This is a genomic window from Methylobacterium sp. NPDC080182 (assembly GCF_050281105.1).
Classification (GTDB): Bacteria; Pseudomonadota; Alphaproteobacteria; order Rhizobiales; family Beijerinckiaceae; genus Methylobacterium.
The window spans coordinates 101,976-127,547 of record NZ_JBNNWO010000009.1 but is presented as its reverse complement, the minus strand read 5'-3'; the positions used below and the strand labels follow the sequence as shown (position 1 = coordinate 127,547).

Sequence of the window (25,572 nt, the reverse complement as noted above, 5' to 3'; positions counted from 1 at the left end):
GGTCCCGAGCCGCCGCGGCTCACCGGCCCAGCGCCGCGAGCTCCCGCCGCATGTTCGACCGCGCCGGCCCCTCCAGCGCCGCCCGGGCCCGGGCGGTGACGAACAGCGGCCGGCCGGATGCGAGGGCGCCCCGCAGGAAGGCGGCGCGGCCCTGCCGGTAGGCGGCCGCGCCCACGACCGGGACGAATTCCCGCGCCACGCCGGCGGCGTAGCCGTCGTAGGCGGCGGGCGCCGCCCCCAGGATCGCCATGTCCAGGTCGAGGAAGGTCGCGACGTCCGCGGCGAGCGCGGCCGGGAGACCGTCCGGGACGGCGTGCCGCTCGGTCGCCAGGATCATCGTCTCGGCCGCCGCCAGCGCGGGCGCCGGGACCGCGCCCTCCGGCAGCGCCCGCAGGAGCGCCGCGCTGCGGCGCTCGTTGTCCGGGGCGCCCGGCCGGTAGACGGCGTCGTGGAACCAGATCGCCAGTTCAACCGCGTCGGGATCGTGGAACGTCCCGCGGCGGGCGCGGAACGCCTCCAGGAGCGCGTCGATATGCGCTTGGCCGTGATAGACGCGCTGCGGCTCGGCCAGCCGGTCGCGCAGGTCAGCCAGGATGCGGGGGTGGCCGTCGAGCATCGGCCGATCCTCTACCCGATCCGCCTTCGCGGGACGAGACGGCCTCGCGCCGCCTGTCCGGGAAGACGCTCCGGGCACCCGCGATGGACTTCCCGGCCTCGCGCTCCGACGCCCCGCGAGATCATCGTCCCCGCGACGATGATCGGGGATGTGATCGTCGAACGCTCCGATAGACGCGCCGCTGTCGATCCCGAGAGATCTATTGGGCGCGATCGACCCGATCCCGCGTCTGGTCTTCGCGCGGAACGCCGGCTACAGGGGCAGAACCATCCGGAGGATCCCCAGCGCCCATGAGAGCGACGAGCCTGAGAACGACGACTTGGTTGATGCTGACGGCGCTGCTCGCCGCCGCCCCGGCCCGTGCGCAGGCCCCCGCGCAGGCCCCTGCCCCGGCACCGGCGGGGCCGGCGACCAAGCCCGAGAGCGATCCGGCTCAGGAGACGATCCGCAAGCTCAACGCCTATGTCGGGCTCCTCAACCGGACCCTGCGGGCGCAGGAATCGCTCGGCCGCTATCAGAGCTGGGTCAACATGAAGACCGGTCCGACCGGCCGCGAGCGGATCATCTACGGCCTCTACGGGCTCTACGACGTGCGCGGCGAGATCGCGAAGGCGGAGGCCGCGACGGCGCAGCCGCCCGCGATGCCGGACCTCGACGGCGCCGTGAAGACCTACATCGCCGCCTATCAGGCGCTCGCCCCGACGGTCACCGAGGCGGAGGGCTACTACGAGCGGCAGGATTACCGCGCGGACAAGATGGAGCAGGGCAAGGCGCTCCACGCCAAGCTCGCCGTCGCGGGGCCGGCCTTCCTGGCGGCGCGCGCCAAGGTCGACGCCGCGCTGCGGGTCGAGAAGGAGAGGAGCGACGCGCTGGAACTCGCCGCCATCGAGGCGCGGGAGGGCCGCAAGGCGCGCTGGCACGTCGCGAACGTGATGACCGCCTGCCGCAAGGTCATGGACCTGCTGCCCACCGACGCCAAGCCGGTCGTCGACATGGCGGCCTTCGACGCCGCGCTCGGGCGCTACGCCGTCGCCGTGAAGGACATGGACGGGTACAGCGCCGCCAACCCGAACTCCTTCCACGTGTTCGAGAGCCGGCCGCGCGCGCTCCTGGGCAAGCTGCGCGAGTTCGACGACAAGCTCGCCAAGGCCAGGGGCGACGCCCGGCGCGGCGCCGGGCGCGACGTGACCTGGATCGTGAACGACTACAACATGATGGTGTCGACCGCGCAGACGGCCACGACCTTCTCGCGGTGACCGGGGGCGTCCGGGACCCGGGCCCCCGTCAGCGGGCGCTCCGGCCCGGTTCCGTCAGCCGCAGCGAGGTCGCGGCCGCGGTGACGGCCGCCTGCCAGCGCGCCTGCTCGGCCGCGGGGTAGCGGACGCGCAGGGTGACGAAGGCGCCGCCGCGCCCGCCCGCCAGCAGGGTCTTCCGATACAGGATCCCGGCCGCCGTCGTGCAGGAGAGCACGATCCAGCCGGGCTTGCGCGCCGCGTATTCCGGCGGCTGCCGCAGGCAGGTCTTCCGGTCCGCGGCCACGACGGCGTCGAGATCCTGGTCGAGCACGTCGTTCAGGCCCGACACCGTCAGGTGCAGGTGGCCGTCGGCCGAGCGGAAGGCCTGCCCGTCGCCGTTGTCCGGCGGCGGCTCCGCGACGAGGTCGGCGGGCACGTCGACGGAGAAGCCGAAACGGGCGTTGACCACGTGGCGCAGCGCCGGCGTGTCCGGCAGCGCCCGGCTCCAGTCGCGCCGGACCTGCGCGATCCGCGCGGTGTAGGCCCGCGTCAGGCAGGCCGTGTCCGGGCAGGCATCGCGGACCCGCGCGCGCCAGCGCGCGTGGTCCTCGCCGAAGGTGTCGATCGCCTGGCCGGTCTCGCCGTCGACCCCGCGCGTCTCGCCCACGATCCGGTCGAACAGGCGCCTGAGTTCCTCGTCCAGCCGCGTCAGGGCGGGGTCGGCACAGATCAGCGTCTCGACCCTGTCCCGGATCCCGGCGCAATCCGGCGCCGCCCGGGCGGCGCCGGTGCCGAGCGCACAGACTGCGCCGACGAGGCCGGATCGGAGGATCGATCGGGGGAACGATCGCGGGCTCAGGCGCGCCGGACGGGCTTGGCTACGCACGGATATCCTCCTGTGGCGGTCTGGACGCGATCGGCCGTCGGGCCTTCCGGATCCGGGCAGGATGGCGCGCCGCCGCTCATCGGCCCGTCGTGGTCTTGAGCATCAGGATGTCGATGTCGCGCCGAGGCACGTAATCCGTCACGACGCTCTCGAAGGTCGTCGGGCCGGTCTTGCGGAGTCCGGTGGCGCAGAACGACACGAGCGTCGTCGGGTCGCCCTTGTCCACGGTCAGCTTGAACGTGCCGATCGGCCCGGCCCAGTTGCCGCCGGAGGTGATCACGTAGGACAGGTACTGCTCGAAGGCCTGCACCCCCTGCCCGCCCGCCGCCGCGATCCTGCGGGCGAGCCCCTGGGCCGCCTTCAGGAAGGCCGCGTCCGTGCAGTATTTCCGCGCGTACTCGGCCTTCTCGTCGGCGCCCTCGGTCGGGGTCCCGAACGACAGGCTGGAGAGGCCGCCGACGCCCGGAACGTAGCTCTGCCGGACGACGACGTCGCGGCCCGCCGGGAAGACCTGCCGGCGCCAGAACTTCGACCGCAGGGTCCAGACCGGGAACAGGCTCGTCGTGCCCTTGCCCATGTCCTGGGGCTCCAGGAGGCCGTCCGCCACGAGGCCGCGGCGCTGATCGGCGCCCAGGGCGGCCAGCGCGGCCTCGGTCGCCTCGACCGTCGGGACGAGGGGGATGCCGAGGCTCCGCAGCCGCCCGGTCACCTCGACCTCCGGCTTGCCGGCCGGCGTGACGAAGGCGCGCTGCTCGACCTGCGAGTCGACCGGCCGGCCGTCGACCTCGGTGGTGAAACGGAGGAAGTTGTCGTGCTTCGGGTCGGCGATGCTCAGCATCGCGTCGGGACCCCCGGAGATGTCGGGCATCGGGAACGCGATCGTCGTCTCGACGTCCCGGTCGGTCAGGTTGCGGAAGCGGTAGACGATCCGCACCGCCTTCTCGGACAGGAAGAGGTCCTCGGAGACGAGGGCGATCCGGTCCGTCTTCTCCAGGACGAGACCGCCGGTCGCGAGGGTCGCGACGCTGTCGTCGGCCCGGGCCGGACGCGGCAGGGCCGACGACAGAGCCGTCGACAGGGCCGCCGACAGGATCACCGGCAGGAGCAGGGTCAGGCGCGGGATGCGGGTCGTGGATGGGATTCGCACGGCTGTCGGGCTCGCGGGTTGGATCCGTCGGTGCGGGGCGGGGTGAGAACCGGCGCGTCGCCGGTCAGCGATCGGCGGGCGGGTCTCGGACGATCCGGTCACGCCTCCGGCTCAGTCGCGGAGCGGGCTCGGCAACCGTCGGTCCCGGTGGGAGACGGGCCTCGATCCGCCGCCCCAGGGCGGTGAGCGCTTCGGCGAAGGCGTCATCGGTCGCGGCACACCATCCTCCCCGCGGCGCGCCCGCACGCGCACCGCCGAATCTCGGACGGACCGAATGGAAGCTTTCGGGCAGAGTTGAGGCCGACCGAGAGGGCCATGTCAGGTCGAGGCGTCAGGTCGAGGCGTCAGGTCGAGGCTGTGAGAAGACACCGCCGTCGGCGGCCGCGCGCGATTGCGCCGCCGCGACCGTTCGGTCTATCGGCTGCCCGGGATGGCCGGCGGCCCCGGGCGCCGGCTCGATCCGCGACGATCTGCGAGGAGCGCCCCGTGCCAGCCGAAGACGCCCCGATCGGCCGCTTCCCGATCCCCCGCCTGGAGACGCTGCCGGACGACATCCGCGCGCGGATCGAGGCGGTGCAGGAGAAGTCCGGCTTCATCCCGAACGTGTTCCTGGTGCTCGCCCACCGTCCGGACGAGTTCCGGGCCTTCTTCGCCTACCACGACGCGCTCATGGACAGGCCGGGCAACCTGACCAAGGCCGAGCGCGAGATGATCGTGGTGGCGACCTCGGCCATCAACCAGTGCCAGTACTGCGTGATCGCCCACGGGGCGATCCTCCGGATCCGCGCCAAGGATCCGCTGATCGCCGACCAGGTGGCGATCAACTACCGCAAGGCCGACATCACCGACCGGCAGAAGGCGATGCTCGACTTCGCCATGCTGGTCAGCCAGTCCGCCCACCAGATCGGGGAGGCCGCGTTCGCGGCGCTCAGGGCCCACGGCTTCGACGACGCGGATGCCTGGGACATCGCCGCCATCGCGGCCTTCTTCGGCCTGTCGAACCGGCTGGCGAACGTCAGCAATATGCGGCCCAACCCGGAATTCTACGCGATGGGGCGCGGCTGACGGCGCGGCGTCCCTCGCCGCCGGCGAGCGGACCGCCGGAGCGGGTTCCGGGTGTCCACCATCCCTTCACAGGGCTCGGCGCCCCGCGGGACCGCCGGAGCCCCGCCGTGCGACCTGGCGTCGCGCGCGGGGAGCGGATGAAACGGCTCCGGCCCTCTGAGCCCGGTCGCGACCGCGCGCGGGGACGCGGCGCGGACGGGGCGCGCCGTCCTTACCAGTGCTTTAAGCCTATAGGAGCCGCCCGGTCCGGCTGTTAACAGGCGTTAAATTTTGTGGCCGACCCGGTGAGGGGGCGAATCCCGGCTTGAACCTTCGAAGCGGCGCGGCCCAGCGTCTCGACCTGACCGCGTGCGATCGCGAGCCCATCCACATCGTCGGCAGCGTCCAGCCGCACGGGTTCCTGCTCGGCCTCGAGGCCCGGTCCCTCACCATCGTCCAGGCGAGCGCCAACGCCCCCGCGGCGGCCTCCGTCGGCACCGTCCTCGACGCGGCCCTGCCCGACCTCGCGGCCGTCGTCCGCCACCACCTGGAGGCGGCGGAGCCCCAGGACGGCGCCCTCTATCTCCGGACGGTGACGCTGGAGACCGCCGGCGGGCGCCAGGCCTACGAGGTCGCGGCCCACCGGGTCGACGAACTCGTCGTGCTGGAGCTGGAGGAGATCGACGCGGCCGCGGCCGAGATCGGCGTCGACGTGCTCACTCCGCGCCTGCGGGCCTTCGTCGAGCGCCTGCAGACCGCCCGCACCGTCGAGGACCTCTGCCAGTTCGTCGCCGAGGACATCCGCCAGATCACCGGCCTCGACCGGGCCCTGGTCTACCGGTTCGACCGCGACTGGCACGGCACGGTGCTGGCGGAGGCCGGCAACGGCGTCCTGCCCTCCTACCTCGACCTGCGCTTCCCCGCCTCCGACATCCCGGCCCAGGCGCGCGAGCTCTACCGCCGGAACCGGCTGCGCATCATCCCGGATGCCGGCTACGTCCCCGTGCCGATCCGGCCGGCCACCACGCCCTCCGGCAAGCCGCTGGACCTCAGCCAGTCGGTGCTGCGCTCGGTCTCGCCGGTCCACGTCGAGTACATGCGCAACATGGGCACGATGGCGTCCATGTCGGTGTCGATCCTCGTCGACGGCGCCCTCTGGGGCCTGATCTCCTGCCACAACCGCGCGCCCAGGCGCGTGCCCCTCCAGGCGCGCAATGCCTGCGACGTGCTCACCCAGATCTTCGCCCTGCAGCTCTCGGCCCGCGAGCGCGGCGCCCAGTCCGAGAAGCGGCTGGCGCTGGGCGCCGTGCAGGCGCGCCTCCTCGCGTTCATGGCCGAGGAGGACAGCTTCGTCGACGGCCTGCTCAACCACCCCGACGACGTCCTGGCCCTGGTGGACGCGACCGGCGCCGCGGTGGTCACGGCGGACCGCTGCCGGCTGCTCGGGGCGACGCCGACCGAGCGCGAGGTCCGCGCCCTCTATCGGTGGCTGTCCGAGCGCGAGGATGCCGAGGAGGTCTTCGTCTCCGAGGCCCTGTCGGAGGCGTTCCCGGCCGCCGCCGCCTTCGCCGACCGGGCGAGCGGCCTCCTGGCGATCTCGGTCTCGAAGAAGTACGCGAGCTACATCCTCTGGTTCAGGCCCGAGGTCGTGCGGACGGTGAAGTGGGGCGGCAACCCCGTGAAGGCCGTCCGGCCCGACCCGGAGGGCGGCCCGGACCGGCTGCACCCGCGCAAGTCGTTCGAGATCTGGAAGGAGACCGTGCAGGGCCGCTCCCTGCCCTGGTCCGACCCGGAGGTGGAGGCCGCCAAGGACCTGCGCGCCTCGGTGCTCGGCATCGTGCTCCGCCGGGCCGAGGAGCTCGCCGCCATGAGCGAGGAGCTGCAGCGCTCGAACAAGGAGCTGGAGGCGTTCTCGTACTCGGTCAGCCACGACCTGCGCGCGCCGTTCCGCCACATCGTCGGCTACGCGAACCTGCTCAAGACCCGCGAGGGCGCCCAGCTCTCCGACAAGGGCCGGCACTACGTGGAGACGATCATCGAGGCGGCCTTCTCGGCCGGCACCCTGGTCGACAGCCTCCTGAGCTTCTCGCAGATGGGCCGGCACGCCCTCAACAAGGTCTGGGGCGACATGAACGCCCTGGTCGAGGAGGTCCGCCGGAAGGTCCTGCGCGACGTCACCCCCGACCGGACCCTCCGCTGGGAGATCGCGCCGCTGGGCCGCGCCTACGCCGACCCGGTGATGCTGCGGCTCGTCATCGAGAACCTGCTGTCGAACGCCGTGAAGTACACCCGCGGCACCCCGGAGGCGGTGATCGCGATGGGCAGCCTCCCGCCCCGGGAGGGCGAGGCGGTCTACTACGTGCGCGACAACGGCGCCGGGTTCGACATGGCCTACGTCGACAAGCTGTTCGGCGTGTTCCAGCGGCTGCACCGGGTCGAGGAGTTCGAGGGCACGGGCATCGGCCTCGCCAATGTCCGGCGCATCGTCGAGCGCCACGGCGGCCGGACCTGGGCCGAGGGCAGGCTCGGCGCGGGCGCCACCTTCTACTTCACCCTGCCCATCCGGGAGGAGGCGCACTGATGGCGGGACTGAAGCCCATCCTCCTGGTCGAGGACAACCCGAACGACATCGAGCTGACGCTGGCGGCGCTCGAATCGAGCCAGCTCGCCAACGAGATCGTCATCTGCCGCGACGGCGCCGAGGCCCTCGACTTCATCTACCGGCGGGGCGCGCACGAGAAGCGGCAGGCCCAGGACCCCGCGGTGGTCCTGCTCGACCTGAAGCTGCCGAAGGTCGACGGCCTGGAGGTGCTCGCCAAGATCAAGGGCGACCCAGTCACCCGCCAGGTGCCGGTGGTGATGCTGACCTCGTCCCGCGAGGAGACCGACCTCGTGCGCTCCTACGATCTCGGGGTGAACGCCTTCGTGGTGAAGCCGGTCGCCTTCGAGGAGTTCTTCGCGGCGATCAAGGAGATCGGCGTGTTCTGGGCCCTCCTCAACGAGCCGCCGCCGTACCGGGGAGGCTGGCCATCGAACGCGTGATCGGACCTTCCGCGGGGCCGCTGCGCATCCTCCACCTGGAGGACAGCGACCTCGACGCCGAGCTGATCGAGGCCGAGCTGGAGACCCTCGGGCATCCGCTCGCGATCGAGCGGGTGATGACCCGCGACGCCTTCGCGCGCGCGGCGGTCGCCGGCCGGTACGACCTGATCCTCGCGGACTACGTCCTGCCGACCTTCGACGGCGTGAGCGCCCTCGGCATCGCCCGGACGCAGTGCCCCGACACGCCGTTCATCTTCTGCTCGGGCACGCTCGGCGAGGATGTCGCCGTCGAGGCCCTGAAGAACGGCGCCACCGACTACGTCGTCAAGCAGCGCCTCGACCGGATGCCGCGCACGATCGTCCGGGCGCTGACCGAGGCGCGGGCGCGCGCCGACAAGCGCGAGGCCGAGGCCGCCCTGCAGGCGCTCAACGAGACGCTGGAGGTGCGCATCGCCGAGCGGACTCGGGAACTCGCGACGGCGAACGAGGCCCTCCAGGCCCAGATCGTCGAGCGGGAGCGGGCGGAGGACGCCCTGCGGCTCGCCCAGCGCCTGGACGCGGTCGGGCAGCTCACGAGCGGCGTCGCGCACGACTTCAACAACCTGCTGACGGTGATCGCCGGCAACATCGAGTTCCTGGAGAAGGCCGTCTCCGACACCCGCTCGAAGCGCCGCCTCGCCATGATGCGCGGGGCCGCCGAGCGCGGCGCCCGGCTCACCGCGCAGCTCCTCGCCTTCTCCCGGCGCCAGCGTCTGGAGCCGACGCCGGTCAGCCTGAACCAGACGGTCGCCTCGATGCGCGACCTGCTGCAGAGCTCGATCGGCGGCGCGGTCCGCATCGAGACGACCCTTCAGCCCGACCTGTGGCCGGCCCTGATCGACGCCACCCAGATCGAGCTCGTGATCCTCAACCTCGCCATCAACGCCCGCGACGCGATGGCGGTGGGCGGCCGGCTCGCCATCGAGACCGCCAATGTCAGCGTCACCGGGGCGCCGACGCGACCCGAGCAGCCGGCGCCCGGCGCCTACGTCATGGTGGCGGTGAGCGACACCGGCACCGGGATGACGCCGGACGTGCTGGCCCGGGTGTTCGAGCCGTTCTTCACCACCAAGGAGGTCGGCAAGGGATCGGGTCTCGGGCTCGCCCAGGTCTACGGCTTCGTCAAGCAGTCCGGCGGCGGCATCCGCATCGACACGGTCGCGGGCGAGGGCACCTCGATCAAGGTCTACCTGCCCCGGGCCGCGGAGCCGGAGGGCGCCGCGGCCCGCCTGCCCGCCGCGGCCGAGGCCGCGCGGACGCATCCGCCCGGGAGCGGCCCCCGGCTCCTGGTGGTCGACGACGACGCCGAGGTGCGCGAGGTGACGACGACCCGCCTCAGCGAGGCCGGCTACGCGGTCCGCGAGGCGGCCTCCGGCCTCCAGGCCTTGGCCGCCCTCGAGGCGGATCCGGGGGTCGACCTCGTCGTGATGGACTTCGCCATGCCGGGCATGAACGGGGCCGAGACGGCCCTGGAGGTCCGGAAGCGCTGGCCGGCGCTGCCGGTCCTGTTCGTCACCGGCTTCGCCGACACCACCGCCCTGACAGAGGCCGGCGCCGTCGGCCCCGACGCGATCGTGCTGAAGCCGTTCCGCGTCGGGGAGCTCGAGGGCAAGGTCGCCGCCGCCCTGGCGGCCCGCCCGACCGCGCAGCTCCGCCTGATCTCGGGCCGCGACAGGAGCGCCTGAGGCGCTTCCAGGGCGTCCTCCACACGGGTCGCGGCCGTCGGAGGGCCCGACTTGATCGATGCGGTTGCACAGGCCCGCGCGCTGGGGCACCGATGGGTCTGCGGGCACCGTACGGCCCCTCCGCGCCGGTGCGAGGCCGCCCTGTCAGCCGGCCCCGCGGCCGGGACGGTGGCGCCAGGCGGAGGGGTGCCCATCGTGGAGCCTGTCCCTGTCCCATGTCTGAGACCGTCAGGACCGCGGATCTGCCCTTCCTCGCGGAGGGCGGGGCGATGGGCGCCCGGATGCGCGCCCACGACTGGTCCGGCTCGCCGCTCGGGCAGCCGGACGGCTGGGCGCCGTGCCTGCGGGCGACGCTGAGCCTGATCCTCGGCTCGCGATTCCCGATGTTCGTGGCGTTCGGGCCCGACCTCGTCTTCCTCTACAACGACGCCTACGCGGAGATCCTGGGCGACAAGCATCCCGCGGCGCTCGGCGCGCGCTTCCGCGACGTCTGGCCGGAGATCTGGCCGGAGATCGGGCCCCTGATCGACCGGGCGCTCGCCGGCGCGGCGACGTGGTCCGAGAACATGCCCCTGACCATGAACCGGCACGGCTACGACGAGCCGACCTGGTTCACCTTCTCGTACGCGCCGGTGCGCGACGAGGCGGGCCGGGTCGCCGGCATGTACTGCGCCTGCACAGAGACGACCGGCCGGGTCCTGGCCGAGGAGCGCCTGCGCGAGGCGGAGGCCCGGATCCGGGCGCTCACCGACCACCTCCCGGGCGGCTACGTCTACCAGCTCGCCACGGGCCCGGACGGCGCGGACCGGCGCTTCCTCTACGTCTCGCAGGGCTTCGAGCGCATGACCGGCGTGGCGGCCGAGGCGGTCCTCGCCGACCCCTCCGTCGCCTACGACCTGATCCTGCCGGAATACCGCGGCGGCATCGCCGAGGCCGAGGCCGCCGCGATCCGCGACGTCGCGCATTTCGACGTCGAGGCGCCGATGCGCCGTCCCGACGGCAGCCGCGTCTGGACGCGCATCATCTCGGCCCCCCGCCGCGTCGGCGACGCGCTGGTCTGGGACGGGCTGCACCTCGACGACACGGTGCGCCGCCGGACCGAGGAGCAGCTGCGGGAGAGCGAGCGGCGCCTGCGGCTGGCGACCGAGGCGGCCGAGATCGGCCTCTGGGACGTCGACGTCGTCGCCGACACCCTGTTCTGGCCGGCGCGGGTCAAGGCGATGTTCGGGATCTCGGCCGACGTGCCGGTCTCGATGGCCGACTACTACGCGGGCCTGCATCCCGAGGACCGGGACGCCACGAGCGCGGCCTACGCCTCCGCCCTCAATCCCGCGCGGCGCGCCCTCTACGACGTCGAGTACCGCACCGTCGGCAAGGAGGACGGCGTCGTCCGCTGGGTCGCCGCCAAGGGGCGCGGGATCTTCGAGGGCGAGCGCTGCGTGCGGGTGATCGGCACGGCGCTCGACATCACCGCCCGCAAGCAGGCCGAGGAGGCCCTGCGCGCCAGCGAGGCGCAGTTCCGCGTCCTGTCGCAGGTGCTGCCGAATTTCGTCTGGGCGGCCGATGCCGGCGGGGCGGCGGACTGGTTCAACGAGCGCGTCTACGCCTATGCGGGCCTGCAGCCCGGCACCCTCGACGGGGCGGGATGGCGCGGGATCATCCATCCCGACGATCAGGATCGGGTTTCCGGGGAGTGGCGGGCGGCCGTCCAGACGCGGACCGACTACCAGTCCGAGTACCGCCTGCGGCGCGCCGACGGGGCCTATCGCTGGTTCCTGGCCCGGGCGCAGCCGGTCCTCGGCGCCGACGGCGCGGTCGTTCGCTGGGTCGGCACCAGCACCGACATCGACGACCAGAAGCGGCTCATGGCCGAACTCGTGCGCTTCAACGAGACCCTGGAGCAGCGCGTGGCCGAGCGCACGGCCGAGCACGACCGGGTCTGGCGCAACTCGCGCGACCTACTGGTCGTGGTCGGGGCCGACGGCATCTTCCGCGCGGTCAATCCGGCCTGGCAGACGATTCTCGGGCACGAGCCGGCCGAGGTTGTGGGCCGCAGCTTCCTGGACTTCATCTGGCCCGAGGATGCGGACCTGACCCAGGAGGCGCTCGAGGCCGCCGCCGCCGCGCGCGACCTCACCGATTTCGAGAACCGCTACCGGCACAAGGACGGAACCCCGCGCCTGATCTCCTGGCGCACCTCCGTCGAGGGCGATCGCGTCTACGCCTACGGTCGCGACGTCACCGCCGAGAAGGCCCAGGCCGAGGCGCTCCGGCACGCCGAGGAGGCGCTGCGGCAGTCGCAGAAGCTGGAGGCGGTGGGCCAGCTCACGGGCGGCGTGGCGCACGACTTCAACAACCTGCTGACCATCATCCGCTCGTCGGTGGACTTCCTGCGCCGGCCGGATCTCGCGGAGGAGCGCCGGTCCCGCTACCTCAACGCCGTGTCGGAGACGGTGGACCGCGCGGCCAAGCTGACCGGGCAGCTCCTCGCCTTCGCCCGGCGCCAGGCGCTCAAGCCCGAGACCCTCGACGTCGGGGCGCGGCTGCGCGGCGTGGCCGACCTGCTCGACACGGTCACGGGCGCCCGCATCACGGTCGTGACCGAGCTGCCGGACAATCCCTGCTTCGTCCGGGTCGACCTCAGCCAGTTCGAGACCGCCCTGGTCAACATGGCGGTGAACGCCCGGGACGCGATGGACGGCGCGGGCACGCTGACCCTGCGCCTGCGCTGCGGCGCGGCGCTGCCGCCGATCCGCGGCCATGCCGGCGCCGCCGGCCCGTTCGCGGCGATCGACCTCGCCGATACCGGCGCCGGCATCGGGCCCGACGTCCTGTCCCGGGTGTTCGAGCCGTTCTTCACCACCAAGGAGGTCGGGAAGGGCACGGGCCTCGGCCTGTCCCAGGTCTTCGGCTTCGCCAAGCAGTCCGGCGGCGACGTCGCGGTCGAGAGCGCGCCCGGCCGCGGCGCCACCTTCACGCTCTACCTGCCGCAGGTCGAGCCCGAGGCGTCCTGCGAGGCCGCCGCCGCGGAGACGGCCGCGCTCGATCCCGGCGGCGCGGGGCAGCGCGTGCTGGTGGTGGAGGACAACATCGAGGTCGGCCGCTTCGCCACGCAGATCCTGGAGGATCTCGGCTACGCGACGACCTGGGCGGCCAATGCCGAGGAGGCGCTGGAGCAGCTCGGCGCCGACGGCGCGGCCTTCGACGCCGTGTTCTCCGACGTGGTCATGCCCGGCATGGGCGGGATCGCGCTGGCCCGGCTCCTCCGGCGACGGATGCCGCACCTGCCGGTGGTGCTGGCCTCCGGCTACAGCCACGCCCTCGCCCAGGAGGGGATCCGCGAGTTCGAGCTGCTGCCCAAGCCCTACTCCGCCGACCAGGTCTCGCGCGTGCTGCGCAAGGTCGTCGGCGCGCGGCGGAGGCGGCCGAGGGGCGGGCAGCCGGGCGGGCAGCCCTGACGCGGCGGGGCGCTGCCGGGACCAGCGGAGACCTGACAGAGACCTGACAGAGACCTGACAGAGACCTGACAGAGGCCTGACGCCGCAGCCGGGCGGCGACGGGCGGTCCCGGCGCCATGTTCCCGCGGGAGGTTCCGCGTGCGCGGGAGACGCCGCGCCCGCCCCCGGAGGTCCCATGGACAGGGTCATGTACGCGCTCGTCACCCTGGCGGAGGCGGTGCTCGGGATCTTCGGCGTGCGGGCGCTCTACGAGCAGCCCGCCTACGCGGTCGTCGAGCGCCTCGACCGCGGGGTCGAGATCCGGTCCTACGCGCCGCGCCTCGCGGTCGAGACCGACGCGCGCGGCCAGGGCGACGGCGACGCCTTCGGGCGGCTGTTCCGCTACATCACCGGCGCGAACCGGGCGGGCGACCGCATCGCCATGACGGCGCCGGTCGAGAGCGGCGGCCAGCGCATCGCCCAGCCCATCGCCATGACCGTCCCGGTGGAGCGGGACGGCACCGGCACGATGCGGTTCTTCCTGCCCCGCGCGGTGGCGGCGGCCGGGGCGCCGGCCCCGACCGAGCCGGGGGTCCGGCTGGTCGAGGTCCCGGCCGAGCGGATCGCGGCCCTGCGCTTCTCCGGCCGCCTCACCCCGGAGGCGCGGGCCGCGCAGGCGGGCATCCTCGCCGCCGTCCTGGCGGCGGCCGGCCGCGCACCGGCGGGCGCGCCCTTCGTCATGGGCTACGACCCGCCCTTCGCGATCCCGTTCCTGCGCCGGAACGAGGTCGCCGTCCGCCTGCCGCCGCCGTGAGAGCCGGGACCGGTCCTGACGACCCGGCGCGCGGCCTCGGACGCCGCCCCGGAGGACCGGCCCGATTGCGCAATTATCCCGCGATGTCCTTCATAATAATCCCGAAGACTTGCCGCCATCTTCCTCTTTTGTTGTCTTTGCGCCACAGGCCCGATCATTCGAGCCCGCAAGTCGTCCCCCGCAGGGATTAAACAGAATGTGAATTGAGGTCGCGACCCGACCCGAGATCAGTGAGGCGCACGCAGCCGACGCGAAGCGGCGCGTGCCTTCGAATCCAGGTTGGGGGAAGATATGCGGGCCCTGCGAGGCAGCTTGATCGCGTCCGTGGCTCTGTTGCCGGGTGTCGCGCAGGCTCAACAATCCGTCACCCTCGGCGAGATCAGCGTCGTCTCGACGTCGCCGGTGGGTGCGGGCGGCGGCAATTCCAGCGGCGCCCAGAATCTCGATACGCTCGCCCAGGCCGCGCCGACCTTGCCGGCCCCGGCCGGCGGGGTGCGGCTGCGCGGCTCCGAGCAGCCGCTCAACAAGATCCCCAGCACCGTCGAGACCGTCACGGCCCGGCAGATCGAGGTCGATCAGGGCTCCGACAACGTGATCGCCACGCTGGCGCGGCGCACGCCCGGGGTGAACCTCAACGACTCGCAGGGCAATTCGAACCGGGTCGATCTCAGCTACCGCGGCTTCACGGCCTCGTCGGTGCAGGGCGTGCCGCAGGGGCTCGCCGTCTACCAGAACGGCGTGCGCATCAACGAGGCCTTCGGCGACGTCGTCAATTTCGACCTGATCCCGCCGCAGGCGATCCAGCGCATCGACGTGGTCACCGGCAACCCGGTCTTCGGCCTCAACGCCATCGGCGGCGCGGTCAACATCCAGATGAAGAACGGCTTCACCTGGCAGGGCACAGAGATCTCGGCCTGGGGCGGCTCGGACGCGCGCACCGCCGGCTACCTCGAGTACGGCAAGATCTCCGGTCCCTGGAGCTTCTACTTCACCGGCGACGGCCTGAACGACCGCGGCTGGCGCTACCAGAACCCGAGCACGATCGGCCGGCTCTACGCGGATCTCGGCTACCGCTCGCAGGATTCGGAGTTCCACCTGATCGGGCTCGCCGCCCGCAGCTTCTACGGCGCCGCCGCCGCCACGCCGGTGGACTTCACCCATCTCGACCCGCGGGCGATCTTCACCTACCCGCAGACCCAGACGACGCAGGTGGGCACGCTCCAGCTGACCGGCCGGATCGACCTGTCGCCGACCTGGGACCTCGCCGGCAACGCCTATTACCGGCGCTTCAGCGAGTTCTACGTCGACGGCAACCAGGGCAACTTCGAGAATTGCAGCAGCCGCAGCAGCTTCCGGGGCTCGCTCTGCTACCAGGACGACGCGTTCAACGTGAACGCGCCGCCCACCAGCCAGGTGGCGGCGCGCCGGGCCTACGCCAACCAGTTCGCGATCCTCGGCCTGAACAACCAGACGATCCCGTTCGTCCGGAACATCCCGTACGGCACGATCGACACGACCCGGACGGAGGCCGAATCCTACGGCGGCTCGCTCCAGGCCGCCAACCGCGACCGGATCTTCGGCCTGAACAACGCCTTCGTGGTCGGCGGCAGCGTCGACGCCTCGAATTTCTCGTTCAAGTCGGCGAGCCAGCTGGGCGTGATCAACCCGAACCTGTCGATCACCGTCGATCCGAACAACCCGTATTACGGCACGATCCCGGGCCTCGGCACGCCGGACATCCGCACGCTCGGGGCGATCGGCCTCGCGCCGGGCAACGTCAGCGGCTCGACCCTGTATCTCGGCCTCTACGCCACCGACACGCTGGACGTGACCGACCGGCTGTCGCTGACCGGCGGCTTCCGGCTCAACTACGCCCGCATCCAGACCCGGGACCAGACCGGGTTCTCGCCGGACGTCACCGGCGTGCACGAGTACACCAAGGTCAACCCGCTCGCGGGCCTGACCTACCAGTTCGATCCGGCGCTGAACCTCTACGGCGGCTACTCGGAATCGAACCGCGCCCCGACCCCGCTGGAGCTGTCCTGCTCCAGCCCGACCCAGCCGTGCCTGCTGCCGAACTCGCTCGTGGCCGATCCGCCGCTCAAGCAGGTCACCGGCCGGACCTACGAGGCCGGCTTCCGCGGCGTGATCCCGGCCTTCCTGTCGGGCGGCGCCCTCACCTACAAGGCCGGCGTCTACCGCACCGACCTGAGCAACGACCTCTACCAGGTCGCCGTCGCGGGCAACGCCGCCCGCGCCTACTACATCAACGTCCCGGCGACCCGGCGCCAGGGCATCGAGGTCGGCGCCGAGTACGCGGTCACGCCCGACCTGCTGGTCTACGCCAACTACGCCCTGGTCGACGCGACCTTCCAGTTCAACGCGACCCTCTCGTCGCCCAACAACCCGCTGGCGAGCACCGGCGCGGCCGGCGGCGCCGTGGGCGGCGACGTGATCCCGAACGGCGGCATCCGCGTCCGGCCGGGCGACAAGATCCCGCTGATCCCCGATCACCAGATCAAGGCGGGCTTCGAGTACAGCATCACCCCGAACTGGCGCTTCGGCCTCAACGTCTCGGCCTTCTCGTCGTCCTACTACCGGGGTGACGAATCGAACCTCAACCGCAAGCTGCCGGCCTACTACGTGATGAACCTGACGACGAAGTATCAGGTCAGCAAGAACCTGGAGATCTTCGGGCTGATCACCAACCTGACCAACAACCGCTACGCCACGTTCGGCACCTTCGCGGAGACGGGCGCGGTGGCCGGCAACCTGTCGATCAACGACCCGCGGACCACCACCCTGGCGCAGCCGCTCTCGATCTACGCCGGCCTGACCTACCGGTTCGGGGCGGATCCGGTCCCGATGGCGCCGGAGCCGATCATCCGGAAGTACTGATCCCGTCCGGGGGGAACGACGGAGCGAGGGGCCGGGGGATCCGCGGCCCCTCTTCCGTTCGAGCCCGCGCGCCTTCGCGCCCGGACGATGAGCCCGGTCTTTCAAACCCAGATGAGTGCGGCCGCCGACCCGATCCGTATCCCTGATCGGCCGCCGGCGAGGCTTGCGGGCGCTCCCGTCCCGGTCATCCCGATCCTGGAGACACCCATGCCGCGCTACTTCATCGACACCGCCGACCATGTCGCCGTCCGGGACGACGAGGGCACGGTCCTCCCGGACCGGGCCGCCCTGCGGGACCTGCTGCGCCGGACCCTGACGGCGCTCCTGCACGACGAGGGCGAGGAGACCGGGGTGAACGACTTCACCGCCAGCGCCTACGACGAGGACGGTCACCTCGTGATGCGGGCCCGGGCCAGCTTCCACGTCGTGGACCCGTAGGGGACGCCCGGCAGGACGTCCCCGCGCCCCGGTCAGGCCGCGTCCGGCATGCGGTCGAGGAGCTTGTCGAGGGTGATCGGGTAGTCGCGCACGCGGGTGCCGGTGGCGTTGTAGATCGCGTTCGCGACCGCGGCGCCGACCCCCGAGATGCCGAGCTCGCCCACGCCCTTGGCCTTCATGGGCGAGGACATCGGGTCGACCTCGTCGAGGAAGATCACCTCCTGGTGCGGGATGTCGGCGTGGACCGGCACCTCGTAGCCGGCGAGGTCGTGGTTGGCGAAGAAGCCGCGCTTGGTGTCGACGGCCAGTTCCTCCATCAGGGCCGCCCCGGTGCCCATGACCATCCCGCCGATCACCTGGCTGCGGGCGGATTTCGGGTTGAGGATGCGGCCCGCCGCGCAGACCGCCAGCATCCGCCGCACCCGGACCTCCGCCGTATAGGCATCCACCGCGACCTCGACGAAGTGGGCGCCGAAGGTCGAGACCTGCTGGGTCTTCGAGAACTCACCGAACTCGATCGCGTCCTCGGCCACGAGCTCGCCGTCGGCGGCGGCCCGGGCGAGCGGGATGGCGCGGTTGCCGGCGCGGACCTCGCCCGCCTCGAACACCGCGTCGGTGGCGTTGAAGCCGAGCTTCTGCGCGACCGCCTCCCGCAGCTTCACGCAGGCCGCGTAGACGCCCGCGGTCGACGAGTTGGCGCCGAACTGGCCGCCCGAACCCGACGAGACCGGGAAGTCCGAATCGCCGAGCCGCGCCACGACCCGGTCGAGGGGCACGCCCATCATCTCGGCGGCGGTCTGCGCGATGATCGTGTAGCTGCCGGTGCCGATATCGGTCATGTCGGTCTCGACCGTGACCGTGCCGTCGGCGGAGAGCCGCACCCGGGCGCCCGACTTCAGCACCATGTTGTCGCGGAACGCCGCCGCCATGCCGTGGCCGACGAGCCACTGCCCCTCCCGGACCTGTCCGGGCTTCGGGTTGCGCCTGGCCCAGCCGAACCGCTCGGCGCCGAGCTTGAGGCAGCCGACGAGGTCGCGGTGGGAGTAGCGCAGGTCCGGCTGGGTCGGGACGACCTGCGTGTCGTTGCGGATGCGGAACTCCACCGGGTCGAGGCCGAGCTTCTCGGCCATCTCGTCCATGGCGACCTCCAGCACCGCGAGGCCCGGGGCCTCGCCGGGGGCGCGCATGGCGTTGCCCTCGGGCAGGTCGAGCCGGGCGAGCTTCATGGCGGTCAGGCGGTTCGCCCCCGCGTAGAGGTACTTGGTCTGGTTCACGGCCGTCTCGGGATCGCCCTCCGGCAGGTTGCCCGAGACGCTCTCGTGCGCGATCGCCGTGATGGTGCCGTCCCGCTGGGCGCCGATCCGGACCCGCTGGATCGTGGCCGGGCGGTGCGTGGTGTTGTTGGCGATCAGCGGGCGGGTCAGCGCCACCTTGACCGGCCGCCCGGTGGCCTTCGCGGCGAGCGCCGCCAGCACCGCGTCGGCGCGCACGAACAGCTTGCCGCCGAAGCCGCCGCCGACATAGGGCGCGTCGAGCCGGACCTTGTCCTTCGGCAGGCCGAGCATCTTGGCGAGGCTGCCGTGGCCCCAGCTGATCATCTGGTTGGCGGTCCAGAGCGTGACCCGGTCGCCGTCCCAGGCCGCCGTCGTGGCGTGCGGCTCCATCATGGCGTGGCTCTCGTCGGACGTCGTGTAGGTCGCGTCGAGCGTCACGGGGGCCTGCGCGAAGGCGCCCTCGAAGTCGCCGGTCCGCTCCTCGCCGTTGCCGCCGCTGCCCTCGCCGCTGTCGGCCGGGACCGGCTCGGCGGTCTTCGCCGCGGCGGCGAGGTCGAACGCACCGGCCTCTGGGGCGTAATCGACCGTCACCAGGAAGGCGGCCGCCCGGGCCTGCTCGAAGGTCTCGGCCACCACGACGGCGATCGCCTGATGGTAGTGCTGGATCACGTCGCCGCCGAACAGGTAGGCGACGTTCATCACGCCACGCTCGATCCGCGGCGTGTCGAGGGTGGTGACGATCCCGATGACGCCGGGCGCCTGCCGGGCCGAGGCCGTGTCGATGCGGCGCACCCGGCCCTTGGCGATGGCGGAGCCCAGCACGTAGCCGTAGGCGGCGTCGGGGGCCGCGTCGTGGCGCTCGTACGCGTAGGGCGCGGTGCCGGTGGTCTTGTACTTGCCGTCGATGCGGTCGGCGGGCAGGCCGACGACCTTGAGGCGGTCGATCGGGTTCGGGCCCGCGGCGGTGTCGAACTTCATGGCTCAGGCCCTCGCTTGGTTGAGCGCGGCGCCGAGGGTCCGCTCGGCGAGCTTCAGCTTGTAGGCGTTCTCGTGGGTGGGCGCGGCGTCGGCGAAGACCCGGTCGGTCACGGCCCGGGCGCCCTTCGGGAGATCGGCCTCGGCCGCCTCGACCCGCCAGGGCTTGTGGGCGACGCCCCCGAAGGCGACGTGGCCGGAGCCGTCCTTGCCCAGGATCGCCGCCACCGAGACCAGCGCGTAGGCGTAGGAGGCGCGGTCGCGGACCTTGCGGTAGATGTGCGTACCGGGAACGGGCTTCGGCAGCGTCACCGCGGTGATGAGCTCGCCGGGCTCGAGGTTCGTGTCGCGCGACGGGTCGTCGCCCGGCAGGCGGTGGAACTCGGCGATCGGGATCTTCCGCGCGGCGCCCCCGGCGTCGATCGTCTCCACGGTGGCGTCGAGGACGCGCATGGCCACCGCCATGTCGCCCGGATGCGTGGCGATGCAGGCCTCGCTGCCGCCGATCACCGCCAGCTGGCGGCTCACGCCGTCGAGCGCCGAACAGCCGGAGCCCGGCTGGCGCTTATTGCAGGGCTGTGCGGTGTCGTAGAAGTACGGGCAGCGGGTCCGCTGCAGCAGGTTGCCGGCGGTGGTCGCCTTGTTGCGCAGCTGGCCGGAGGCGCCGGCGAGCAGCGCGCGGGCGAGGACCCCGTAATCCGCGCGCACCCGCGGATGGGCCGCGAGATCGGTGTTGCGCACCAGGGCGCCGATGCGCAGGCCGCCCTCCTCGGTCGGCTCGACCGCGTCGAGGCCGAGGCCGTTCACGTCCACGAGGTGGCGCGGGGTCTCGATCTGCAGCTTCATCAGGTCGAGCAGGTTGGTGCCGCCGGCGATGAACTTGGCGTCGGGCGTGGCGGCGACGGCGGCGGCGGCCGCGGCGGGCGTACCCGGGCGCTCGTACGTGAAGGACTTCATGCGCGGCTCCCGGCGACTTCGGTGATCGCCTCGACGATGTTGGAATAGGCGCCGCAGCGGCAGAGGTTGCCGCTCATCCGCTCGCGGATCTCCGTCTCGGTCACCTGCGGCGCGGCGCCGAGATCGGCCGTGACGTGGCTCGGGATGCCGGCCCTGATCTCCTCCAGGACGGCCACGCCCGAGCAGATCTGGCCGGGCGTGCAGTAGCCGCACTGGTAGCCGTCGTGCTTGACGAAGGCCGCCTGCATCGGGTGCAGGCTGTCGGGCTGCCCCAGGCCCTCGACGGTCACGATCTCGGCGCCCTGGTGCATGATCGCCAGCGTCAGGCAGGCGTTGATGCGCCGCCCGTCGACGATCATCGTGCAGGCGCCGCACTGGCCGTGATCGCAGCCCTTCTTGGACCCGGTGAGGTGCAGGTGCTCGCGCGCGGCGTCGAGCAGGCTGGTGCGGGTGTCGAGTTCGAGCGTGCGCCGCTCGCCGTTCACCGTGAACGTGACGGCGGCGAGGACCGGTGCGTCGGTCCGCGCAGGTCTGGCGCCCGGGTCCTGGGGCACGGTTTCGGCGCTCACCATCAAGTCTCTCTCCGGTTCAGATCACGAAGGCGCGGACGGGATCTCGGTCGCCGGGGCCCGCGGGCGGAACATCCCGGCAAGACATCCCGGCAAGACATCCCGCAAAGCGGCGGCACCCTGGATCGACTCCAAGGTAGAGCCCGCTCCCGCGATGGTCAGGGGGGCGGCGCGGCCGGGGACGCGAAAGATGCGGCGGACCGCGCCGGGACCCGCCCAAACGAAAGGGCCGACCCGAAGGCCGGCCCCGATCGTCGCGTGGCGGACGCCCCTACTCGGCCGCGGTCATCTCGGCGGTGTAGTGGCCGCACCAGTCCTGGGCGGCGACCACCGGCCAGAGACCCTTGGACTCGGGCGCGGGCTGGCTGACCGGCGGGTTGAAGCGGCACAGGCCGGCATCGTTCTGCGCGACGGCGCCGTTGCCCTTGTGCTCGTCGAAGAACCGGCAGGTCTCGCACTTGGCGTTCATGGTCGGGCTCCTGTGAGGCCGGCGGCCCGGGGGCCGTCCCGGCGGGGGACGAGAGCTTGGACCTTAGAAGTGATCCAATCTGCGGGGCCAACGTCGGAGCGATCGGGCGGGTTCCCGGCGGCGGATCGGCGATCCCGCTCAGCCGACCGCGGCGAGGCCCGGCTCGGCCCGGGCGGACTCCTCGGCGGGGCCGGCGGGACCGCCGACCGCGGCGGCGTAGTCGGTGATCGGGCGCGGCCTGCCGAACAGGAAGCCCTGCATCTCGCCGCAGGCCTCCTCGGTCAGGAACTTCATCTGCGCGTGGGTCTCGACGCCCTCCGCGACGACGCCCATGCCGAGGCTGCGGCCGAGGCTGAGCACGGCCCGGACGATCACGGCGGCCTGCGGCCCGGTCCCGAGCTGCGCCACGAAGGAGCGGTCGATCTTCAGCTTGTCGAACGGGAAGGCCTGGAGGGTCGCGAGCGACGCGTAGCCGGTCCCGAAATCGTCCATGCTGATCCGGATGCCGTAGCTCTTCAGGCGGCGGAGGATGCCCACGGCTCGCGCCATGTCGTTGATGATGATGCTCTCGGTGACCTCCAGCTCCAGGCGGTCCGGCGAGAGACCGGTCTCGGCCAGGATCGCCAGGACGGTCTCGGGCAGGCCGGGCTTCTGGAACTGGCGGGGCGAGAGGTTGACGGCGACCTTCAGGGGCTGCGCCCACTGGGCCGCCTCGCGGCAGGCCTCGCGCAGCACCCAGTCGCCGAGCGCCACGATCAGGCCGGTCTCCTCGGCCAGGGGCACGAACACGTTGGGCGACACGCTGCCGCGGACCGGGTGGGTCCAGCGCAGGAGCGCCTCGAACCCGACGAGCGCCCCCGTGTGGCCCTCCACCTGCGGCTGGTAGTGCAGGCTCAGGGTGCTGTCGTCGAGGGCCTGGCGCAGGTCGCGCTCGAGCACCCGCCGCTCCTCGGCCTCCTCGTCCATGGCGGGGGTGAAGATCCGGTACGTGCCGCGGCCCTCGGCCTTGGCCCGGTAGAGGGCGAGGTCGGCGCGGCGGTACAGCGGCTCGGCATCCGTCCCGTGCTCGGGGGCCAGCGCGATGCCGACGCTCAGGCCGACGCCGACCCGGTGGCCGCCCACGCTGAACGGGCTGTGGAACAGCGCGATGAGGCGCTCGGCCAGGACCTCGGCCTCGGCCGCGCTGCCGGCCGAGAGCACGGCGAACTCGTCGCCCCCGAGCCGGGCCACCGCCCCGTCCCCCGCGATGCCCCGCAGGCCGGCCGACACGCGCCGGAGGAGCTCGTCCCCAGCCTGGTGGCCGAGGCTGTCGTTCACGCTCTTGAAGCCGTCGAGGTCGAGGTACAGGACCGCGCAGGCGCCGCCGCGCTGGACGATGTCGACGAGGCTGCGCGCGAGGGTCTCGTGGAACAGCGCCCGGTTCGGCAGGCCGGTGAGGACGTCGTGGCGGGCGAGGCGCGCCACCTCGGCCTCCGCGGCCTTCCGCTTGGTGATGTCGGTGAAGGTCCGCACGAAGCCGCCATCCGCCAGGGGCACGGTGCGGATCTCGAGCACGAGGCCGTTGGGCCGCGCCCGCTCGTGAACCTGCGTCTGCCCGGCCTCGCCGCGCTCGATCCAGGTCCGGATCGAGCGGTCCGGGCGCCGGCGCTCGCGGCGGCTCGCCTCGTGGCGCAGCACCGCCCGGTAGCTCGGCCGCGCCTGCATCATCGCCCGGGGCAGGTCGAGGAGCGCCAGCGCCCGCTCGTTGCAGACCCGGACCACGCCGCCGGCGTCGACCATGATGAGGCCCTGGTCCATGCTGTCGAGGGTGGCGTCGAGCAGCAGGGTCTTCTCCCGCAGCATGCGGCCCTGCCGGGCCAGGGCGACGTTGATCCGGCGCAGGTGGTCCAGCATCAGCGTCAGCGCCGCGAAGGCCAGGATCACCGCCATCACGCCGGCGATGCCGCCGGCCAGGACGCCTCGGGCGAGGCCGAGCTGCGGGACCGCCAGGGCCGGGTCCGGCACCACGCGGGCGGCGGCCATGGCGAGGAAGTGCAGGATCGCGATGGCGAGGGTCAGGACGGTCGCGGCCGCGAGCCGGGCCCGCGCGCCCGCGCTGCCGACATGGATGGCCATGCCGGCGGCCGCGAGTCCGCAGCCCGCCGCGATCGCCGTGGCGGCCATGGCGGGGTCCCAGGTGAAGTGTCCCGGCAGCCGCACGCCGGCGATGCCGAGGAAGTGCATGCAGGCGATGCCGATCCCGAGCACGAGGCCCGCCCCCGCCCCGGCCCAGCGCGACGGCGTGGCCCGGGCGAACAGGAAGGCCACGGTGGCGGCCGCGATCGCGACGATCAGCGAGAGCAGGGTCGTGCGCGGCTCGTAGCCCAGCACCACGCCGGGATCGTAGCCCAGCATGCCGATGAAGTGGGTGCTCCAGATCCCGGCCCCGATCGAGAAGCCCGAGGCCAGGAGCCAGACCGGCCCGTGCCCGTCGGCGCGGACCTGGACGCGCTGCTCCAGCTTGAGGGCCACCGCGCAGGAGATCCAGCACACGCAGGCGGCCAGGGCGACCACCCAGCCGGTATGTTCCTCGGTCAGGCAAGCGAACGCGCGATACATCGAGGTGCCCCGCCCATCTGCGACGGCGGGAACCTTAACCCGCGGATACTAATCAGAAGTTGCATTCCGCCCGGACGCACGTCCGATCCGCGAGGCGGACGAGGCTCTTCCGGGCGCGCCGCGCGCCGGTCAGGCCGCAGATCAGGAGTTGTATGTTCGGGCGCGGCGGCGGTCCGCCCGCCCGTGCCCGTCGCGGCGCCCGTCAGCCACGCCCGTCGCCGCGGATCTCGATCGGCCGCGCCGCGAAATCCGTCAGGAGTTCCTGGAGCTCGTCCTCGTGGACGAGGCGCGCCGCCTCCTCGGGCGCGAACCATTGCAGGGTGCGCTGGGCCTGTTCCGGCCAGCGCTCGTGCTGGGCCTCGACCCGCAGCGGGTAGACGCGGACCATGCAGGGGAAGGCGCGGCCGTGGTCGAAGCGCTTCTGGTAATGGTACCGTCCGACCGGGTTCGCGGCGATCTGCCCTTCGAGCCCCGCCTCCTCGTAGGCCTCCCGCGCGGCGGCCTGATGGGCCTTCCGGCCGGTCATCGGCCAGCCCTTCGGGATGATCCAGCGTCCCGTATCGCGCGAGGTGATCAGCAGGACCTCGATCCGGCCGTCGGCGCCGACGCGGAACGGCAGGGCCGCCACCTGCTTGAGCGGTTTGACCTGCGCCTTGCGGAGCAGCTTCTTCAAGTTCGGCCGCTTGGATGCCGTCTTCAGCGCTGACCTCGCGGACGGAGAAGGGCGGGATTTCTGATGATGCTTCTGCAATCGACGGCCTCCTCACGCTTTTACATAAGTTTAACAGGATCCCATTGCAGCCCGCGCGCATTGGCACCGAGCCATGCCTGTAACGCTGTGCTCATCCCCGCCGGGCGGCTTGTCGCGGGCCGGCTTGTCGGCGAAGGCTGACGTGTCAAACGTCCACGAGGCGCGGCATGGCTGTCGAGATCGAGCGCAAGTTCATCGCGAACCCGTCGGTTCTGGCGCTGTGCCGGGCGGGGACGCCCCTGGTTCAGGGATACCTCTTCACCGACGCGGCCAACACGATCCGGATCCGCCGGGCCGGTGAGCGCGCGCTGATCACGTGGAAGAGCCCGCGCCGCGGCGCCAGCCGGGACGAGATCGAGTTCGCCATCGCGCCGGAGGACGGCGCGGCGCTCCTCGCCACCGTGCCGCCCGGCCGGCGGCTCGAGAAGACCCGCTACCGGGTCGCGCATGCCGGGGCGGTCTGGGACGTCGACGTGTTCGGCGGGAACCTCGCGGGCCTGATCCTGGCCGAGATCGAACTGGAGCGCGAGGACCAGCCGGTGGTGCTCCCTCCCTGGGTCGAGCGCGAGGTCACCGACGACGCGCGCTACCGCAACTCGCGGCTGGCCGCGGGACCGGTGCCGGAGCGGTGGGCGGCCTAGGTCCCCGACGCGCCGGGCGGATCCGTCCGGTCGAACATCTCGAACATCCGGGCCCGT

19 protein-coding genes are annotated in these 25,572 nt (G+C 72.4%); 10 read left to right on the top strand and 9 right to left on the bottom strand.

Annotated features, from left to right (window positions below; all coding sequences use genetic code 11):
* Positions 1-19 precede the first annotated feature (19 nt).
* On the bottom strand, positions 20-616 hold the full coding sequence (locus ACQKQD_RS16980; RefSeq protein WP_427508950.1) for an HD domain-containing protein: 597 nt from the start codon (positions 614-616) through the stop codon (positions 20-22).
* Positions 617-906: 290 nt separating this feature from the next.
* Between ACQKQD_RS16980 and ACQKQD_RS16975 the strand changes: the two genes are divergently transcribed.
* Entirely contained in the window at positions 907-1,872 is a 966-nt protein-coding gene (locus tag ACQKQD_RS16975) for a YiiG family protein (protein ID WP_427508949.1), read from the top strand.
* A gap of 28 nt (positions 1,873-1,900) precedes the next feature.
* Here ACQKQD_RS16975 and ACQKQD_RS16970 read toward each other — a convergent pair whose 3' ends face one another.
* Entirely contained in the window at positions 1,901-2,737 is an 837-nt protein-coding gene (locus ACQKQD_RS16970; RefSeq protein WP_427508948.1) for a lysozyme inhibitor LprI family protein, read from the bottom strand.
* 76 nt (positions 2,738-2,813) lie between these two features.
* Complete coding sequence (locus tag ACQKQD_RS16965) at positions 2,814-3,884, bottom strand: DUF4424 domain-containing protein (RefSeq protein WP_427508947.1); 1,071 nt, start codon at positions 3,882-3,884, stop codon at positions 2,814-2,816.
* Between the two features lie 486 nt (positions 3,885-4,370).
* On the opposite strand from ACQKQD_RS16965, the gene ACQKQD_RS16960 reads away from it, so the two are divergent.
* From ACQKQD_RS16960 to ACQKQD_RS16925, 8 genes are all read left to right on the top strand, one after another.
* Positions 4,371-4,949, top strand: coding sequence for a peroxidase-related enzyme (locus ACQKQD_RS16960; RefSeq protein WP_427508946.1), 579 nt, complete (start codon positions 4,371-4,373; stop codon positions 4,947-4,949).
* Positions 4,950-5,253: 304 nt separating this feature from the next.
* Positions 5,254-7,509 (top strand): ATP-binding protein, encoded by a 2,256-nt coding sequence (locus ACQKQD_RS16955; RefSeq protein ID WP_020094073.1) that lies wholly within the window; start codon positions 5,254-5,256, stop codon positions 7,507-7,509.
* Entirely contained in the window at positions 7,509-7,970 is a 462-nt protein-coding gene (locus ACQKQD_RS16950; RefSeq protein WP_020094074.1) for a response regulator, read from the top strand. Before ACQKQD_RS16955 ends, ACQKQD_RS16950 begins: the two co-directional genes overlap by 1 nt.
* Entirely contained in the window at positions 7,967-9,694 is a 1,728-nt protein-coding gene (locus ACQKQD_RS16945; RefSeq protein WP_427508945.1) for a response regulator, read from the top strand. The genes ACQKQD_RS16950 and ACQKQD_RS16945 overlap by 4 nt, the downstream gene beginning before the upstream one ends.
* Positions 9,695-9,909: 215 nt before the next feature.
* Positions 9,910-13,152: a PAS domain-containing protein gene (locus ACQKQD_RS16940; RefSeq protein WP_427508944.1), complete on the top strand. Its 3,243-nt coding sequence runs from the start codon at positions 9,910-9,912 to the stop codon at positions 13,150-13,152.
* A gap of 175 nt (positions 13,153-13,327) precedes the next feature.
* Positions 13,328-13,945 (top strand): SOUL family heme-binding protein, encoded by a 618-nt coding sequence (locus tag ACQKQD_RS16935; RefSeq protein WP_427508943.1) that lies wholly within the window; start codon positions 13,328-13,330, stop codon positions 13,943-13,945.
* Positions 13,946-14,236: 291 nt separating this feature from the next.
* A complete protein-coding gene (locus ACQKQD_RS16930; RefSeq protein ID WP_427508942.1) occupies positions 14,237-16,843 on the top strand; it encodes a TonB-dependent receptor in 2,607 nt (868 codons plus the stop codon).
* Between the two features lie 207 nt (positions 16,844-17,050).
* Positions 17,051-17,281: a DUF6894 family protein gene (locus tag ACQKQD_RS16925; RefSeq protein WP_427508941.1), complete on the top strand. Its 231-nt coding sequence runs from the start codon at positions 17,051-17,053 to the stop codon at positions 17,279-17,281.
* 32 nt (positions 17,282-17,313) lie between these two features.
* On the opposite strand, the gene paoC is transcribed toward ACQKQD_RS16925, so the two are convergent.
* From paoC to ACQKQD_RS16895, 6 genes are all read right to left on the bottom strand, one after another.
* Positions 17,314-19,533, bottom strand: a complete 2,220-nt coding sequence (gene paoC / locus ACQKQD_RS16920) for an aldehyde oxidoreductase molybdenum-binding subunit PaoC (protein ID WP_427508940.1) — start codon at positions 19,531-19,533, stop codon at positions 17,314-17,316.
* 3 nt (positions 19,534-19,536) lie between these two features.
* Positions 19,537-20,487, bottom strand: coding sequence for an FAD binding domain-containing protein (locus tag ACQKQD_RS16915; protein ID WP_427508939.1), 951 nt, complete (start codon positions 20,485-20,487; stop codon positions 19,537-19,539).
* On the bottom strand, positions 20,484-21,059 hold the full coding sequence (paoA, locus tag ACQKQD_RS16910; protein ID WP_020094082.1) for an aldehyde dehydrogenase iron-sulfur subunit PaoA: 576 nt from the start codon (positions 21,057-21,059) through the stop codon (positions 20,484-20,486). Before paoA ends, ACQKQD_RS16915 begins: the two co-directional genes overlap by 4 nt.
* Positions 21,060-21,327: 268 nt before the next feature.
* Entirely contained in the window at positions 21,328-21,525 is a 198-nt protein-coding gene (locus ACQKQD_RS16905) for a hypothetical protein (RefSeq protein ID WP_012321181.1), read from the bottom strand.
* Between the two features lie 138 nt (positions 21,526-21,663).
* Entirely contained in the window at positions 21,664-24,123 is a 2,460-nt protein-coding gene (locus ACQKQD_RS16900) for a bifunctional diguanylate cyclase/phosphodiesterase (RefSeq protein WP_427508938.1), read from the bottom strand.
* Between the two features lie 202 nt (positions 24,124-24,325).
* Positions 24,326-24,796: an NUDIX hydrolase gene (locus tag ACQKQD_RS16895; protein ID WP_020094084.1), complete on the bottom strand. Its 471-nt coding sequence runs from the start codon at positions 24,794-24,796 to the stop codon at positions 24,326-24,328.
* A 245-nt stretch (positions 24,797-25,041) separates the two neighbouring features.
* Between ACQKQD_RS16895 and ACQKQD_RS16890 the strand changes: the two genes are divergently transcribed.
* Positions 25,042-25,515 (top strand): CYTH domain-containing protein, encoded by a 474-nt coding sequence (locus ACQKQD_RS16890; RefSeq protein WP_056533583.1) that lies wholly within the window; start codon positions 25,042-25,044, stop codon positions 25,513-25,515.
* The last annotated feature ends 57 nt before the right edge of the window (positions 25,516-25,572 follow it).

What these genes read in the sequence shown, in the direction of transcription:
- ACQKQD_RS16980 (WP_427508950.1), bottom strand. Translation starts at nt 616, where the DNA reads ATGCTCGACGGCCACCCCCGCATCCTGGCTGACCTGCGCGACCGGCTG.
- ACQKQD_RS16975 (WP_427508949.1), top strand. Translation starts at nt 907, where the DNA reads ATGAGAGCGACGAGCCTGAGAACGACGACTTGGTTGATGCTGACGGCG.
- ACQKQD_RS16950 (WP_020094074.1), top strand. Translation starts at nt 7,509, where the DNA reads ATGGCGGGACTGAAGCCCATCCTCCTGGTCGAGGACAACCCGAACGAC.
- ACQKQD_RS16940 (WP_427508944.1), top strand. Translation starts at nt 9,910, where the DNA reads ATGTCTGAGACCGTCAGGACCGCGGATCTGCCCTTCCTCGCGGAGGGC.
- ACQKQD_RS16935 (WP_427508943.1), top strand. Translation starts at nt 13,328, where the DNA reads ATGGACAGGGTCATGTACGCGCTCGTCACCCTGGCGGAGGCGGTGCTC.
- ACQKQD_RS16930 (WP_427508942.1), top strand. Translation starts at nt 14,237, where the DNA reads ATGCGGGCCCTGCGAGGCAGCTTGATCGCGTCCGTGGCTCTGTTGCCG.
- ACQKQD_RS16925 (WP_427508941.1), top strand. Translation starts at nt 17,051, where the DNA reads ATGCCGCGCTACTTCATCGACACCGCCGACCATGTCGCCGTCCGGGAC.
- paoC (WP_427508940.1), bottom strand. Translation starts at nt 19,533, where the DNA reads ATGAAGTTCGACACCGCCGCGGGCCCGAACCCGATCGACCGCCTCAAG.
- ACQKQD_RS16915 (WP_427508939.1), bottom strand. Translation starts at nt 20,487, where the DNA reads ATGAAGTCCTTCACGTACGAGCGCCCGGGTACGCCCGCCGCGGCCGCC.
- paoA (WP_020094082.1), bottom strand. Translation starts at nt 21,059, where the DNA reads ATGGTGAGCGCCGAAACCGTGCCCCAGGACCCGGGCGCCAGACCTGCG.
- ACQKQD_RS16905 (WP_012321181.1), bottom strand. Translation starts at nt 21,525, where the DNA reads ATGAACGCCAAGTGCGAGACCTGCCGGTTCTTCGACGAGCACAAGGGC.
- ACQKQD_RS16900 (WP_427508938.1), bottom strand. Translation starts at nt 24,123, where the DNA reads ATGTATCGCGCGTTCGCTTGCCTGACCGAGGAACATACCGGCTGGGTG.
- ACQKQD_RS16890 (WP_056533583.1), top strand. Translation starts at nt 25,042, where the DNA reads ATGGCTGTCGAGATCGAGCGCAAGTTCATCGCGAACCCGTCGGTTCTG.